The sequence below is a fragment of the Martelella sp. NC20 genome (assembly GCF_013459645.1).
GTDB lineage: Bacteria > Pseudomonadota > Alphaproteobacteria > Rhizobiales > Rhizobiaceae > Martelella.
In genome coordinates this window covers 110,981-124,172 of the sequence record NZ_CP054861.1, presented here as the reverse complement: position 1 = coordinate 124,172, position 13,192 = coordinate 110,981, and the positions used below count along the sequence as shown (strand labels likewise).

The window sequence follows — 13,192 nt, the reverse complement described above, 5'->3', positions numbered from 1 at the left end:
CACACTGCCATGCGGCTGAACATGAGCCAGCCCGCGGTCAGCCATGCGCTGGCGCGTTTGAGGCTGCTGTTCGATGATCCCTTGCTGATCCGCCGCGGCGGGCAGCTTGTCCCGAGCGCCACCGGAACCCGCCGAGGAGCCGGCCACCGTCTGTTTCAAGGCGCCAAGATAAGGCCTGGTTCGGGATCTGCGGGGTGCTTGCAATTGCTGTGTCGCATCCGGGATTAATCACACGCCTACCCCTCAGTTTTTGCTTTCAGGTAGCCAGGAAGGCTCGCTACCGCTTTAGACGCCGCCTATAGCTGTCACTCATTGCGTGATCCCTTCCAGTTTCATGATGATGGCTACCACCACTGATACGGCGGCAAGAAGCATTAGCAATAGAGGCCAATCCATGGGGGATCCATCGCCCCTCCATCTGTTTTGAGCGCCTCGGGCGTGCTTCCTGCCTACCACCCTAGGGTTCGACGATTCCGAACGACGACTATCCCAAAAAGTCATGATTGCTGCACCTTTGCCGCATCCCTTGCTTCGCAGCGGACAGGCGTCGAGAAAAATTGACCTTGAAAATGCGTTGGCCCAGCCGCATCAATCCGAGCGGCAGTTTCGACGCCCTCCACAATGATCAGCGGGACAAAACCCGATGCGAAGCCAACGATAGTCTGAAGGCTATTGCGCGCCCCGGCCGATGGCCGGATATCGTGAACAAGCGCCTTGTCGATCCTTACGATACTGGGGCACGATACTGGGTCGCAAAGGCAAAAGTGAGTGACACACCGTTACGAAACGGTATGAACCGCTATTTCGTTGATAGCTCGTCCACAACGAGGCCAGCCTTGGTGAGGCTTTCGGCGAGTGCTTGAACCAACGGTTTCGCCCATCCGAGGTTCTCAAGCCATGGATAGAACGTCGCTTTGATATCTGGGTTGGATTCCAGCAGTGTTTCGATAATAGGGGCGGCTTGTTCGCCAAGGCCGAGCTCGCCGAGTATCGCAACTTTAAGAACTTGCACGAATCTCAGATTGGAAGTTGATCGAAATATCTCGCGATACGCGGACTCGAAATCCATCTCAGCATAATGAGCAACCGCGATTCCGGGGGACCAATTCTTGAGGTTTATCCCAAATTCATTTTCTGCGGTTTCAAAAATCCGAAGGGCTTCCTGACTGCGACCAAGCCTGGCCAGGCGGGTGGCTAGATCGTGTCCCGTAGCGTGGTGTAGGTTCGGCGGTTGCCGTGCCTTGCGGACGGAGCCGGGAATGGATCAGCTTGCGGCAGGCCGGCTGATGAGCGGATCATCCGCTCATTGTGGCGATAGTCTCAAGGGTCATGTAACGGGACCGCTGGACGGCCCATTCGTCGTTCTGTTCGAGCAATAGCGCACCGACCAGGCGCACGATGGCGTCATCGTTGGGGAAGACACCGACGACTTCTGTGCGGCGCTTGATCTCGCCGTTAAGGCGTTCGATCGGGTTTGTGCTGTGAAGCTTGGCCCAATGCTGCCTGGGAAAGGTCATGTAGGCGAGCACGTCCTGTTCGGCGCTGTCCATGAGCGTGGCGAGCTTGGGCACCTTCGGCCTGATCTGGTCGGCGACATTGCGCCACTGGGTGCTCGCCGCCTCCGGCGTGTTCTGGGCAAACGCGGTGGCGATGAAGGCGGAGACGACGCGCCGCCCGCTCTTTCCTGCATGGGCGAGCGCATTGCGCATGAAATGGACCCGGCAACGCTGCCAGGTGGCGCAGAGCACCTTCGACACGGCCGCCTTGATACCCTCATGGGCGTCGGAAACAACAAGCTTGACACCACGTAGCCCGCGTCTGGTCAGGTTGCGGAGGAATTCCGTCCAGATCGGCTCGGCTTCTGATGTTCCGATCTCCATACCGAGCACTTCGCGCCGGCCGTCGGTGTTCACGCCCACCGCGATGATGACGGCGACAGAGACGATGCGTCCGCCGCGTCGGACCTTCATGTAGGTAGCGTCAATCCACAGATAGGGCCATTCTCCTTCGATGGGCCGGTCGAGGAAGGCCTTCAACTTGTCGTCTATTTCCGCGCAAAGTCGGGAGACTTGGCTCTTGGAAATGCCAGACATGCCCATGGCCTTGACGAGGTCATCGACGGATCGGGTGGAAACACCCTGGATATAGGCTTGCCTCGGATGACCGCCGTCAGAGCCTTCTCGGCCATGCGGCGTGGTTCGAGGAAGCTCGGGAAATAGCTGCCTGTGCGAAGCTTCGGGATGCGAAGCTCCACCGTCCCCGCTCGTGTCTCCCAGTCCCGGTCGCGATAGCCGTTGCGCTGGGCAAGCCGGAACGCATCCTTCTCGCCATAGCCCGCGCCGGTCTTCGCGCTCACTTCCAGCGCCATCAGCTTCTCGGCGGCAAAGCCGATCATCTCGCGGAGCAAATCCGCATCGGCGCTCTTCTCAACAGCCAGGCGCAGGTTCATCATATCGTCGGTCATCGGTGGTCTTTCCATCAAGTTGGTCTTCAACAACCCGACCCTACCGGAAAACACTGGTGACCACCGCTACCCTGCCACACCACGTCCTGGGACACGATCTCAAGGCATTCTGCGAGGCGCGCGGTATTATGTTCACGGCCTATTCGCCGATCGGGAGCGGTCGACTGATCGCCGACCCTGTAATCGGAAAGATCGCGGCGGCCTGCGGCAAGAGTCCGGCCCAGATCATGCTGCGCTGGCATCTGCAGCGAGGAAACATTGCGTTACCCAGATCAAGCGATCCGGGCCGGATCGTCGAAAATATCGATATTCTCGATTTCTCGCTCGGCGAAGCCGATATCGCGCATATCAACGCTCTGGATTCCGATGACGGACGGATGATGAACCCGAGCTGGGTCAAGAGCTGGTCCTGATTGTCAGTTCGGAAACGCTCGTATGGTTCTCAAGCCTGTCTCTATACGTGTCCGTCGTCGAATGATCTGAGACCTTTTGGGCCTTGGCAGACTGGAGTTTCCGGCTCGGTTTTCGGATTGATTTAAGCCGCCTTTTTGTGGTGGTTCAAGCGGCGCTGTTTGATGGTGTCTTGTTTGATCCTTTCACGTTCGAGCGGGATGATCTGGCCGCGTCCGAAGTAGACGTCGGCGGGCGTGAGATTGTCGAGGCTCTCGTGGTATCGGCGATGATTGTAATGCTCGACGAAAGCCGCAATCTGCGCCTCAAGAACTATTGGCTCTACATTCACGAGTATCGGCTCTTCGACAATCTGCCGGAAGGGATGCTTATCGACCCAAACTACGCGGCATACTATCTCGACCGCTCTTTCGGTGAACCAAAGCGACAGCCGCCCGCCGACTGGCCATCCGCAATACTGGCTCTCCACGATGACACCGCACAAGAACACAAGAGGCGGAGGCTGGCTACAGGCCTTCCGGAGATCGAGGCGCAACGCCTGACGATATCTTGAACGCAGGGTGATTGATAGGAATTAGGATACCATGGTTATCGGCGCTAACTCCCCATCAGAGAACACAAATTCCTGGATCAGCAGGCGCAAGGCGGCGGCTGGTCGCTAAGGTGCGTTACGTTCATTTTCAAGCGGCTACGGCTCCGGCCAATGGTATGGCGCAAGTGCAGCGTTTCAATCTTCAGCCTATGATGGAGGTCATGACTTTTACCACTTCCTGGGATGCGATCTCGCTGTCTTTGTTGCTTTACGTGAAATTCTTTGGACGCGATCAACAGTCCGGACGGGGATTTTTTGAGCGCGCTGAGGATTCGCGCACCACGATTTCCGGCTCTGGGCCTTTGATCGACAGCGGCTGAGCATCTCCTTCCATGGCGCGCATGAGGCCTGCCAGCGCCAGTCGTGCGATTTCGTCGAGATGCAGGTTGAAGGCGGTGAGCCGCGGCGTGCTCTCGCGGGCGCGCAGGCCGTCATAGCGGGTCGCGACCCGCATCCTGTCGGGCATGGCGATGCCGCGTTCGTTCAATGCCCGCACCGCGCCCGTCGCAAATGTGTCGATCAGAACGAAAAGCGCGTCGATACCCGGCCGGCTGTCGAGGATGCGCAAGGTTGCCTGATGGCCGGCCTCTTCACCGTCGGCCTCGTCGAGATAGGCGACGACCGGCTCGAAACCGGTCTCTTGCGCCAGCCGCCTGTAAGCGGTTTCTGTTTCGTGGAAAGCGGCCCGGTTGGTCTTGCCGATGAAGAGGGCGGGGCTGCTGGCGCCGGTCTCGAGAAAATGTCGGATGACCTTTTCCGTCACCACCTTGGGCTGAAGGTCGATATAGGGCACCGTGTTGGAAAAGCCGGGCCCAGGGCGACCGATTGCCACCGTCGGCACCCCGCGCCGCATCAGTTCGGCGATATGCGGATCGTCGATCGACGGTTCGATGACGATCGCGCCGTCGGCCTCCAGGTGGTCGAAACCCGGGTCGTTGACCGGAAGCGGCGGCACCAGCACGAGGGAGAGCCGTTTTTCCAGCGCGGCAACGGCGGCGGACGCGGCGATTTCCATCATGAAGCCCAGCCGTGACGGACCGGCGGAAATCGAAAACGGCATGGATGAAAAGACCGCGATCGCGTTGGCCTTGCCGGTGCGCAGCCGTCGCGCCTTCAAGTTCGGCACGTAGCCGAGATCGGCGATCGCCCTGTCGACACGCTTCTTCGTTTCCGTGTCGACATAGCGGGCGCTGTTGATCGCGTTGGAAACGGTGGCTGGCGATACGCCCGCCCGTTTGGCAACCTCGATCAATGTGACCTTCGCCGGTTTTGACATGCGTTCTTTCCGCTTCCTATGGATATCTGGCTATAAAATAGGCAATCGCATAAATGATGTTCAAATGTGCATTTCTGAAAATTGACCTCTTGACTCCCATAGCATTAAAACGTTTTACTATAGAAATGAAGCTTAAAATTGCGTAGTAAAACGTTTTAATAGAGGTTGGCATGCTGAATATGAAATCCCAGGATGTGGCCGCCGATGCCGATCAGGTCACCGTCCGTCGCCGTCGCACGGGGTTGACCTTGCTCGACCGCGCACACACCGCGGGTGGTTACACGCTGTTTGCTCCGCAGACCTCGAAGGGCCGCGTCTATCTCGTCGATATCGAGGGTAAGCCGGCGCATGAGTGGCAGATGCCGGTGCGCGCCGGCCGTGACGCGGTGATCCTGAAGAACGGCAATCTCGGCTATAATGGCAGCCACGACACCTCGCTTGGGCTCTATCCTGCCTGGAATCTCTGGCATGGCGGCGACTTCTACGAAGCCACGCCGGATGGCGAGATCGTCTGGCGCCATGAGGACCCGCGCCACCACCACGACTGCCAGTGGCTGGAAAACGGCAATCTCCTTTATACGGCGGCCGAACCCATGCCGAAGTCGATTTCGGCGCGCATCATTGGTGGCGATGAAAGCAAGGATGGCGCGGACGGCATTGTCCAGAGCGACGTCGTGACCGAGGTCAACCGCAAGGGGGAGGTCGTGTGGGAATGGCGCGCCTGGGAGCATCTGCGCCCGGAAGACTTCCCCGTCCACGACATCTTCGACCGGCGCCATTGGCCGATGATCAATGGCCTTGGTCAGACCCGCGACGGGCTGGTGCTGATGAGCCTGCGGGTCACCTCCGGTATCATCGCCGTCGACAAGGCGACCGGCAAGGTGGTCTGGCATGTCGGCCCTAATGTCGTCGCCCAGCAGCATACGCCGGTGGAAACGCCCGAGGGCAATATCCTGGTGTTCGACAACGGCAATATCCGCAAGGGCGTCACCTCGCCGCATTCGCGGGCGCTGGAATTTGCGCCCGTCACCGGCAAGATCGTCTGGCAATACGCCGATCCATGCCCGCCCGCGTTTTTCTCGCCCTATATGGGCAGTGCCCAGCGGCTGGAGAACGGCAATACCTTCATCTGCGAATCGGCCTTTGGCCGGCTCTTCGAGGTGACGCCGGCAGGCGACACGGTCTGGGAATATGTCATTCCCTATTTCGCGCCCTATCCGGCGATTGTCGGCCCCTACATCACCGGCGAGCACAACAGCCTTTTCCGGGCGCATCGTTACGCCGCCGAGCGGATCGGATGGCTCTGAGATGCCGGCCTCAGCTTTGGGAGTATCGCTCATGACCGATGCCAATGAAGACAAGGAGGTTGCGCCGCGCTATCCGGGCCTGACCGAAACCTTGGCCAATGTCGCCGGCGGGATGATCAGCCCGGTCATGTCGCTGACGATCGTTCTGGCGATCTGGAGCATTGTCGCCCTTATGCAGGTCGTGCCCGAGAGCATCTTTCCGGCGCCCTGGACGGTTGCGGAAGCCTTCGGCGAAATGGTCTCGAACGGCGCCTTCAGTTCCGATCTCGTCGTTTCGTTAAGCCGTGCGGCGATCGGCTTTGTCATCGGCGCGTCGCTTGGCGTCGCGGTCGGCGTGCTGACGGGCCGGGTTGCCACCGTCCGGCTGTTGCTCAACCCGTTCATGACGATCCTGCGGCCCATTCCGGCAATCGCGCTGGTGCCGGTCGCCATCGTCTGGTTCGGGATCGGGGAGGGGTCGAAATATTTCGTCATCTCCTACACCGTCTTCCTCGCCGTCTGGTTCAACACCCATCACGGCATGGAATATATTCCTGAAATCTATCTGCGCGCGTCGCGCTCGCTCGGGGCAGGACGCTTGCGCGAATTCTTCGCCGTCGTCATTCCCGCCGCCGCGCCGCATATCTTCGCCGGCATCCGGCTGGGCGTGGCGCTCGCCTTCCTCAGCCTCGTTGCCGCGGAACTCTCCGGTGCCTCCTCGGGTATCGGCTACCGATTGCAGGAATCGCGGCAATATATCCGCACCGACCGCATGTTCGCGCTGTTGATCGAGCTCGGCGTGCTTGGCGCGCTGGTCGACACGATCGTGCATCGTATCGGCAAGCGGCTGGTGCATTGGGAACAGAACTGAAGAGGGCCGAAAGGATAGCGACCATGACCTCCGGCAATATCATGTCCAATGGCGATGGCCGGGTCGAGATCGACCACGTCTCCATCCGCTTTACCTCCCGCAAGGGCGACTATTTGGCGCTGGCCGAAACCGCGCTCACGCTCGAACCTGGCACCTTCACCGCGTTGATCGGCCCGTCTGGTTGCGGAAAGTCGACGCTGCTCAATGCGCTCGCCGGCTTCGTCGAGCCGACCGGCGGCCAGATCCGCATCGACCGTGAACCGGTGGCGGGGCCGAGCCCCAAGGTCGGCGTCGTTTTTCAGCAATATGCGCTGTTTCCCTGGTTTACCGCGCTCGGCAACGTCAAGTTTGCGCTGAAGCGTTTCAAGCTGCCGAAGAAGGAGCTTGAGGAACGCGCCATGGCGGCGCTGGCCGAGGTCGGCCTCGAAACCCAGGCCGATAAATATCCGGGCCAGTTGTCGGGCGGCATGAAGCAGCGCGTCGGCATTGCCCGCACGCTCGCCTATGCGCCGAAAGTGCTCTTGATGGATGAGCCCTTCGGCGCGCTCGATGCGCAGACCCGCCGCGTCATGCACGACCTGCTGCTGAAGGTGTGGGGCAAGCATCGCGCCACCGTGCTCTTCGTCACCCACGATGTCGACGAGGCGCTGCTTCTGGCCGACCATGTGCATGTCATGTCGCGCTCGCCCGGGCGCATCATCCGCAGCTACGACCTGACCACGCCGCGCCCACGCGCCATCTCGCGCGATAACCCGACACTGCTCGATACGCGCGAGGAAATCCTCACGCTCCTCAAGCCCGGTCCGGCGGATGAGCAGGCCCACGCGGCCTGAACGGCCTTACCCAGACGCATTCACCTCAATCAGGAGATAAAGACAATGACTTTCAGATTCTTGCCTTCCAGCTTTGCAAGCTTTGCCGGCGCGCTGACGCTCGCCGCCCTGTCATTCACCGCTTCCGCAAAGGCCGACCAGGCCGTCAATTTCGCCTGGTCGCCCAATCCGCAGACCCCGCAGGTCGACGTCGCCATGGCCAAGGGCTATTTCAAGGAAGCTGGTCTCGATCTCAACATCGTATCCTTTCCCTCCGGCCGCGAAGGTTTCGAGGCGCTCATCGGCGGTCAGGTGGATTTCGCCTTCATGGCCGAATTCCCGGCGGTGACCGGCGCGCTGACGGGTCAGAAATTCGGCGTCGTCGCCGATCTCGCCCGCTACACCGGTTCGCGCATCATCGGCTCCTCCAAATATAGCGAGCTGAAGTCGCCCGCTGACCTTAAGGGGCTGAAAATCGGCACCACGCTCGGCACCAATGTCGATTACTATCTGAGCGAAGTGCTCAAGAGTGCCGGTGTCAGCGCCGAGGTGATCAATGCCTCGCCGGTCGATCTCGTGCCATCGCTGGTCAAGGGGGATATCCAGGCCGCCGTCCTCTTCCCGACCTTCTATGCCCAGGCCGAGAAGGCGCTCGGCGACGATTATCGCGAGTTGCGCGCGCCCGGTTATCAGGTCCATTACATTGTCGCCGCCTCGCAGAACGCGCTCGACGGCAAAAAAGACATGGTCGAGGCCTTCCTCGGCGCGCTCGTCAAGGCGGATGCCGACGTGAAGGCTGATCCGAAGGCCGCGATGGAGGCCGTCGCGGCCAACATGAAGGGTGCCATGGATGTCGAAGGCCTGCAGGCCATGTGGAAGGATGTCGACCTCGGCATCACGCTCGACGACAACCTTCTTGCGCTCCTCGTATCGGAGGGTGACTGGATCGTTTCCAAGGGCGTGATCAAGGCCGAGGCTCCGACGTCGGAAACGATCCGCCCCTATCTGGTCGATGCGCCTCTCAAGGCGGTTTCGCCGGCTGCGGTTAAGCTGCCCTGAGCTGGAGGTAGGGCCACTCGCCCTCAACGGACCTGTCGAGGAAAGCCTTCACCTTGTCGTCAATCTCCTCGCAGAGCCGGGAGTCCTGGCTCTTGGAAAGACCGCTCATAACCATCGCCTTGAACAAGTCGTCGACCGAGCGGGTTGAGACGCCCTGGACGTAGGCCTCCTCTATGACGGCGGTCATCGGTGGTCTTTCCTGCTCGGACGGCCATTCCAGCGCGCGTCATATGGGTCCTAATCATCGGTCCTCGGAATTAGACCCCGCAGCAGGGATCGAGGGTCGATATTATCGCAAGAGCGGCCTGCTTGCTGCCTGGTTATCCCATATCCGCCGCTATATCGAGGAGGGCGCCTGTGACTTCGATGCCACGCTCGCGGCAACGATCGCCCTCTGCCTCGCCGATTTCGGGCGTCCCGAGCCGGCGCGACCTTTCTGCGTCTACCCTCAGATCCGGTTGCTATAGACGTTGCGACGCATTCAGGCTTTCGACAAGCAAGTCGCCGGTTGCGAGGATGTGCTTTCGAAGCGTGTCGCATGCACGTTCGGTGTCGCGGATCTTGCAGAGTTCAAGGATAGAGCGGTGTTCGGCTTGCGACTGCTCGCTATGATGCGTCTCTTCCCAGGTGAATCTCAGATAGCGCTCGAAGTTCATTCGTAGATTTTCAATCAGTTCGAGCGTTTTCGGCCGCCGGGCCGGGGCATAGAGCACTGCGTGAAAGCGGGCGTTGAGCGAGATCTTCTCGTCAACAGAGCCTGCGGCATCCAGCGCGTCCAGAACGTCCTCGCACTTGACGAAGTCGGCGCGCACCATGTTCGGAATGGCCCATCGCAAGGCCTGGCACTCCACAAGCGCGCGAAGCTGTGACACTTCCCATGCTTCGTCGGCGCTGAGGACTGCCACGCTCACGCCGCGCCGCGGTTCGGCCTTCAGGAAACCTTCGGCGGTGAGCTGCTTGAAGGCCTCCCTGACGATCATCTGGCTGACGCCATATTGCGTTGCAATCGCATCCTGGCGGACGCGTTCGCCGCCGGCGAGGCGATTGTGCAGGATCGCGGTCCGCAATTCATCGATGACAAGGGTCGCCGTCGACCGACTGCCGCCATAATGGTGCGGCTGTGCATTATCCGGGTCACTCAAAATCTCAGTCCTCTTTGGGAATTTTAGCGATAATTATTTGGGTCTCTAATGCTGTATGTGCCGTTCATTTTTCTCGAACTCTCCTCATAAGTCAATATTTACATGCGTTTATCTCGCGATAGCTGGCAGCTTTGTGGCTACTGATCCGGAAAAGAGGTCGCTTGACACACTATCGATTAGCGATTATCGCTAAAAATGCCAAATAACAGCCATGTGGATTTTTCGATGTTGCGACTTTCCGATTTCGACGCCGTCACCTTTGATGTCTATGGGACCCTTATCGACTGGGAGCCGTCCATCGTCGCCTTTCTGACAGGATGGGCCGGGAAGGCCGGCGTGAAGGCGGATGGCGAGGAGCTGATCATGGCCTTCGATCGCGCCCGGGCCGAAATCCAGAAGGAGCGACCGGCCCATCTCTACCCGGAGGTGCTGCGCCGCTGCTTCGATCGCATCTCCGCCGAATTCGGCGTGCCGGCGGATGCTGCGCAACGGGAAGCCTTTTCCAGGACGCCGCATGACTGGCCGGCCTATTCCGACGCCTCGGAAGGGTTGAAGGCGCTGCAGGCGCGCGTGAAGATCGGCGCTCTCTCGAACATCGACAACGCCTCGCTTTCGTCCTCATGCGCGAAGATGGACATACGGTTCGACGTCGTCGTCACGGCTGAAAGGGTAGGTGCTTACAAGCCGGCTCAGGAACACTTCGATACGGCTATCGCGGACCTGCAGGCGCTCGGCATCCCGCGCAACCGCATCCTTCACGTCGGCCAAAGTTTACGCGCCGATATCACCCCAGCCAACAGGCTCGGGCTGAAAAGCGCGTGGGTCAATCGCCCGCAAAGATTGCTCGGCCTTTCCGGCGAGGGAGCCGCCGAGGCGCGGCCCGATCTGACGGTCGCAAGCCTGGCCGAACTGCTGGACACTATCGCTTGATCAACCTGAAAACAGGAAAAGGGGAATGACATGAAATTTCGGACATTATCTGCAGTCACCATGATGGCGGCATCGCTGTTCTCATCGACTTTCGCGCTTGCCCAATCCGGCGATGCGGTGATCGACCGGATCAGGGAGAAGAACGCAATCTCGATCGGCTACCGCGAAGCGTCGATTCCGTTTTCCTACATAGACGACGAGGGCCAGCCGGTCGGATATTCGACCGATCTCTGCAAGGAGGTCGCCGAAACGGTGAAGACGGCTTTGGATTTGCCTGACCTGAAGATCGAATGGGTTCCGGTCAACCTTCAGAACCGGATTCCGCTGGTGGCGAACGGAACAGTCGACATCTCCTGTGAATCGGCCGTCAATACGATCGGACGGCAGTCGCAGGTCGACTTCTCGAACCCGTTCTTTATCTCCCACACCCGCTTTCTCGTGAAGACCGGCTCGGGGATTACCGAACTCGCCGACCTCGAGGACAAGTCGATCGCGCTGCCGATCAATTCCGTTCCGGAGCGGCTGATCAAATCCCTGATCGAAAAAGACAACCTCAACATGCGGATCGTCCCCGTGAAGGACAATTCGGAAGGCTTCCTCGCTCTGCAGACAGGTCGCGCGGATGCATTTTCGACCGACGATATCCTGCTGTTCGGGCTGAAAAACAAGGCGGTCGATCCCGCGGCTTATGAGGTCGTCGGAAAGCCGCTCTCCTACGACAGCTACGGTTTTCTGGTTCAGAAGAACAGCACGGTCTTCCTTACCCTCGTGAATGCAACACTGGCACGGCTTTCGCGCGACGGTGAACTGCAGGCACTCTACGCCCGTTGGTTCGACCCGATGGGTGTCCCGCTTTCACCTGACCTTGCGACGGTCTTTCACGTGATCGCCATTCCGGAATAAGGCGCCGGAACCGATCTCGCGGCGGCGTACAGAGGGACGCAAGGATGAACTATTCGTGGAACTGGGCCGTTCTGATCTCGGAACCCTATCTGCAGTGGCTCTGCTGGGGCACGCTGATGACAATCACGATCTCGCTCGTCTCCTGCGCGATAGCCCTTACGATAGGGACCTTTGTTGGCGTCCTTCACAGCACGGGGAACCCCTGGATCAGGCTGCTGACGCGCAGCTATATCAGCCTCTTCCGGAATATTCCGCTATTGCTGCAGATGTTCCTCTGGTTCTTCGTGGTTCCCGAACTGCTTCCGGATGCGACAGGCACGTGGCTGAAGCGTGACCTGCCGTATCCGGCGGTGGTGACGGCCATCGTCGCCCTCGGGCTGTTCACCGCGTCCCGCGTCGCCGTGCAGGTCAGCGCCGGCATCGCCGCGTTGCCGCCCGGCCAACGGATGGCGGCGATAGCCTCCGGCCTTTCGACGGCACAAACCTATCGCCTTGTGCTTATTCCCCAGGCTTTCCGCGTCATCGTGCCGCCGTTGACGTCAGAATTCCTGACGATCTTCAAGAACTCGTCGATCGCGATGACCATCGGCGTCTTCGAGCTGACAGCGCGGACGCAGCAGATCGAAAGCTACACCTATCAGGGCTTCGAGGCGTTCACTGCGGCCACCGTCATATACGTATCGATCGCGCTCGCCGTCACGATGCTGATGCGCCATGTCGAGCGCCGCACGGCAATAGCCGGAACCATCTGAGAAAGCGCAACAATGTCTGGATTTGATTTCTCTGTCATAGCCGACGCCCTGCCTTTTCTCGGCAAAGGTTTGGCCATGAGCTTCATGTTGACGGCGATTGCCATGGTGGGTGGTTTGGTACTCGGTTTGTTTCTCGCCATCCTGAGACTGTCGAACCTCCGGTTCGTCAGCGCCATTGCCGCTCTTTATGTCAACGGTTTCCGCGCAATACCACTGATTCTGGTGATCTTCTGGTTCTACTTTCTGGTTCCGCTTGCGGTCGGGAGGCCGGTCGGCGCTCTTCACTCGGTCATCATCGCCTTCATCCTGTTCGAAGGGGCCTATTATTCGGAAATTCTCAGGGCCGGCATGAGGAGCGTGCGCCCCGGTCAATGGCAGGCGGCGAAAGCGAGCGGTCTGAGTTATCTGCAAACCATCCGGCTGGTGGTGTTGCCGCAGGCATTGCGCAAGATGGCGCCGCTGATGGTTACCCAGGGCGTCATCCTGTTTCAGGATACGTCGCTGGTCTACGTCGTCTCGCTCCACGACTTCATGACCTCCGTAACCATTGTCGCCAATACGCAGAACCGCATCGTCGAAATGTATGTATTCGCGACGGCTGTCTATTTCGTTCTCTGCACGCTCGGCGGTGCGCTCGCCGAGCGGCTGAAACCCAAACGGGACCGTGCCTGAGCCATCTGCGGACCTGGCGGTT

At 59.7% G+C, this 13,192-nt stretch carries 13 protein-coding genes and 3 pseudogenes; 10 read left to right on the top strand and 6 right to left on the bottom strand.

Annotated elements, in window-relative coordinates:
* Window positions 1-9 precede the first annotated feature (9 nt).
* Window positions 10-228 (top strand): LysR family transcriptional regulator, encoded by a 219-nt coding sequence (locus HQ843_RS29910; protein WP_371822097.1) that lies wholly within the window; start codon window positions 10-12, stop codon window positions 226-228.
* Between the two features lie 571 nt (window positions 229-799).
* Here HQ843_RS29910 and HQ843_RS00590 read toward each other — a convergent pair.
* Both HQ843_RS00590 and HQ843_RS00585 read right to left on the bottom strand, forming a co-directional pair.
* The gene (locus tag HQ843_RS00590) at window positions 800-1,069 is read right to left on the bottom strand and encodes a hypothetical protein (RefSeq protein WP_180900302.1); all 270 of its coding nucleotides are present in this window, start codon (window positions 1,067-1,069) and stop codon (window positions 800-802) included.
* A gap of 195 nt (window positions 1,070-1,264) precedes the next feature.
* Window positions 1,265-2,464: pseudogene (locus HQ843_RS00585) on the bottom strand (IS256 family transposase).
* A gap of 56 nt (window positions 2,465-2,520) precedes the next feature.
* Here HQ843_RS00585 and HQ843_RS00580 point away from each other — a divergent pair.
* Entirely contained in the window at window positions 2,521-2,877 is a 357-nt protein-coding gene (locus HQ843_RS00580) for an aldo/keto reductase (RefSeq protein WP_180900303.1), read from the top strand.
* A gap of 122 nt (window positions 2,878-2,999) precedes the next feature.
* On the opposite strand, the pseudogene HQ843_RS00575 reads toward HQ843_RS00580, so the two are convergent.
* A pseudogene (locus tag HQ843_RS00575) lies at window positions 3,000-3,185 on the bottom strand (integrase core domain-containing protein); the annotation flags it as partial.
* A gap of 514 nt (window positions 3,186-3,699) precedes the next feature.
* Window positions 3,700-4,743 carry a LacI family DNA-binding transcriptional regulator gene (locus tag HQ843_RS00570; protein ID WP_180900304.1) on the bottom strand — a complete coding sequence of 348 codons (1,044 nt, stop codon included), beginning with the start codon at window positions 4,741-4,743 and terminating at the stop codon, window positions 3,700-3,702.
* Window positions 4,744-4,913: 170 nt separating this feature from the next.
* Between HQ843_RS00570 and HQ843_RS00565 the strand changes: the two genes are divergently transcribed.
* The 4 genes from HQ843_RS00565 to HQ843_RS00550 are packed head-to-tail and all read left to right on the top strand — an operon-like array spanning window position 4,914 to window position 8,771.
* Window positions 4,914-6,050: an aryl-sulfate sulfotransferase gene (locus HQ843_RS00565; protein ID WP_180900305.1), complete on the top strand. Its 1,137-nt coding sequence runs from the start codon at window positions 4,914-4,916 to the stop codon at window positions 6,048-6,050.
* Between the two features lie 31 nt (window positions 6,051-6,081).
* Window positions 6,082-6,900, top strand: a complete 819-nt coding sequence (locus HQ843_RS00560; protein WP_180900306.1) for an ABC transporter permease — start codon at window positions 6,082-6,084, stop codon at window positions 6,898-6,900.
* Window positions 6,901-6,923: 23 nt separating this feature from the next.
* A complete protein-coding gene (locus HQ843_RS00555; protein ID WP_180900307.1) occupies window positions 6,924-7,733 on the top strand; it encodes an ABC transporter ATP-binding protein in 810 nt (269 codons plus the stop codon).
* A gap of 45 nt (window positions 7,734-7,778) precedes the next feature.
* A complete protein-coding gene (locus tag HQ843_RS00550; protein ID WP_180900308.1) occupies window positions 7,779-8,771 on the top strand; it encodes an ABC transporter substrate-binding protein in 993 nt (330 codons plus the stop codon).
* On the opposite strand, the pseudogene HQ843_RS00545 reads toward HQ843_RS00550, so the two are convergent.
* Window positions 8,764-8,958, bottom strand: a pseudogene (locus HQ843_RS00545) (transposase); the annotation flags it as partial. The gene HQ843_RS00550 and the pseudogene HQ843_RS00545 sit on opposite strands and share 8 nt — an antisense overlap.
* Window positions 8,959-9,232: 274 nt before the next feature.
* Window positions 9,233-9,913, bottom strand: coding sequence for a GntR family transcriptional regulator (locus HQ843_RS00540; protein ID WP_180900309.1), 681 nt, complete (start codon window positions 9,911-9,913; stop codon window positions 9,233-9,235).
* A gap of 225 nt (window positions 9,914-10,138) precedes the next feature.
* Here HQ843_RS00540 and HQ843_RS00535 point away from each other — a divergent pair, with 225 nt between their 5' ends.
* From HQ843_RS00535 to HQ843_RS00520, 4 genes are read left to right on the top strand one after another with little or no spacing between them, the layout of a single operon-like run.
* Entirely contained in the window at window positions 10,139-10,843 is a 705-nt protein-coding gene (locus HQ843_RS00535) for an HAD-IA family hydrolase (RefSeq protein WP_180900310.1), read from the top strand.
* A 30-nt stretch (window positions 10,844-10,873) separates the two neighbouring features.
* The gene (locus HQ843_RS00530; RefSeq protein WP_246710240.1) at window positions 10,874-11,746 is read left to right on the top strand and encodes an amino acid ABC transporter substrate-binding protein; all 873 of its coding nucleotides are present in this window, start codon (window positions 10,874-10,876) and stop codon (window positions 11,744-11,746) included.
* 44 nt (window positions 11,747-11,790) lie between these two features.
* Window positions 11,791-12,498 (top strand): amino acid ABC transporter permease, encoded by a 708-nt coding sequence (locus HQ843_RS00525; RefSeq protein ID WP_180900311.1) that lies wholly within the window; start codon window positions 11,791-11,793, stop codon window positions 12,496-12,498.
* Window positions 12,499-12,510: 12 nt separating this feature from the next.
* Window positions 12,511-13,170 (top strand): amino acid ABC transporter permease, encoded by a 660-nt coding sequence (locus tag HQ843_RS00520; protein ID WP_180900312.1) that lies wholly within the window; start codon window positions 12,511-12,513, stop codon window positions 13,168-13,170.
* The last annotated feature ends 22 nt before the right edge of the window (window positions 13,171-13,192 follow it).

What these genes read in the sequence shown, in the direction of transcription:
- HQ843_RS00555 (WP_180900307.1), top strand. Translation starts at nt 6,924, where the DNA reads ATGACCTCCGGCAATATCATGTCCAATGGCGATGGCCGGGTCGAGATC.
- HQ843_RS00570 (WP_180900304.1), bottom strand. Translation starts at nt 4,743, where the DNA reads ATGTCAAAACCGGCGAAGGTCACATTGATCGAGGTTGCCAAACGGGCG.
- HQ843_RS00535 (WP_180900310.1), top strand. Translation starts at nt 10,139, where the DNA reads ATGTTGCGACTTTCCGATTTCGACGCCGTCACCTTTGATGTCTATGGG.
- HQ843_RS00590 (WP_180900302.1), bottom strand. Translation starts at nt 1,069, where the DNA reads ATGGATTTCGAGTCCGCGTATCGCGAGATATTTCGATCAACTTCCAAT.
- HQ843_RS00565 (WP_180900305.1), top strand. Translation starts at nt 4,914, where the DNA reads ATGCTGAATATGAAATCCCAGGATGTGGCCGCCGATGCCGATCAGGTC.
- HQ843_RS29910 (WP_371822097.1), top strand. Translation starts at nt 10, where the DNA reads ATGCGGCTGAACATGAGCCAGCCCGCGGTCAGCCATGCGCTGGCGCGT.
- HQ843_RS00530 (WP_246710240.1), top strand. Translation starts at nt 10,874, where the DNA reads ATGAAATTTCGGACATTATCTGCAGTCACCATGATGGCGGCATCGCTG.
- HQ843_RS00550 (WP_180900308.1), top strand. Translation starts at nt 7,779, where the DNA reads ATGACTTTCAGATTCTTGCCTTCCAGCTTTGCAAGCTTTGCCGGCGCG.
- HQ843_RS00560 (WP_180900306.1), top strand. Translation starts at nt 6,082, where the DNA reads ATGACCGATGCCAATGAAGACAAGGAGGTTGCGCCGCGCTATCCGGGC.
- HQ843_RS00525 (WP_180900311.1), top strand. Translation starts at nt 11,791, where the DNA reads ATGAACTATTCGTGGAACTGGGCCGTTCTGATCTCGGAACCCTATCTG.
- HQ843_RS00520 (WP_180900312.1), top strand. Translation starts at nt 12,511, where the DNA reads ATGTCTGGATTTGATTTCTCTGTCATAGCCGACGCCCTGCCTTTTCTC.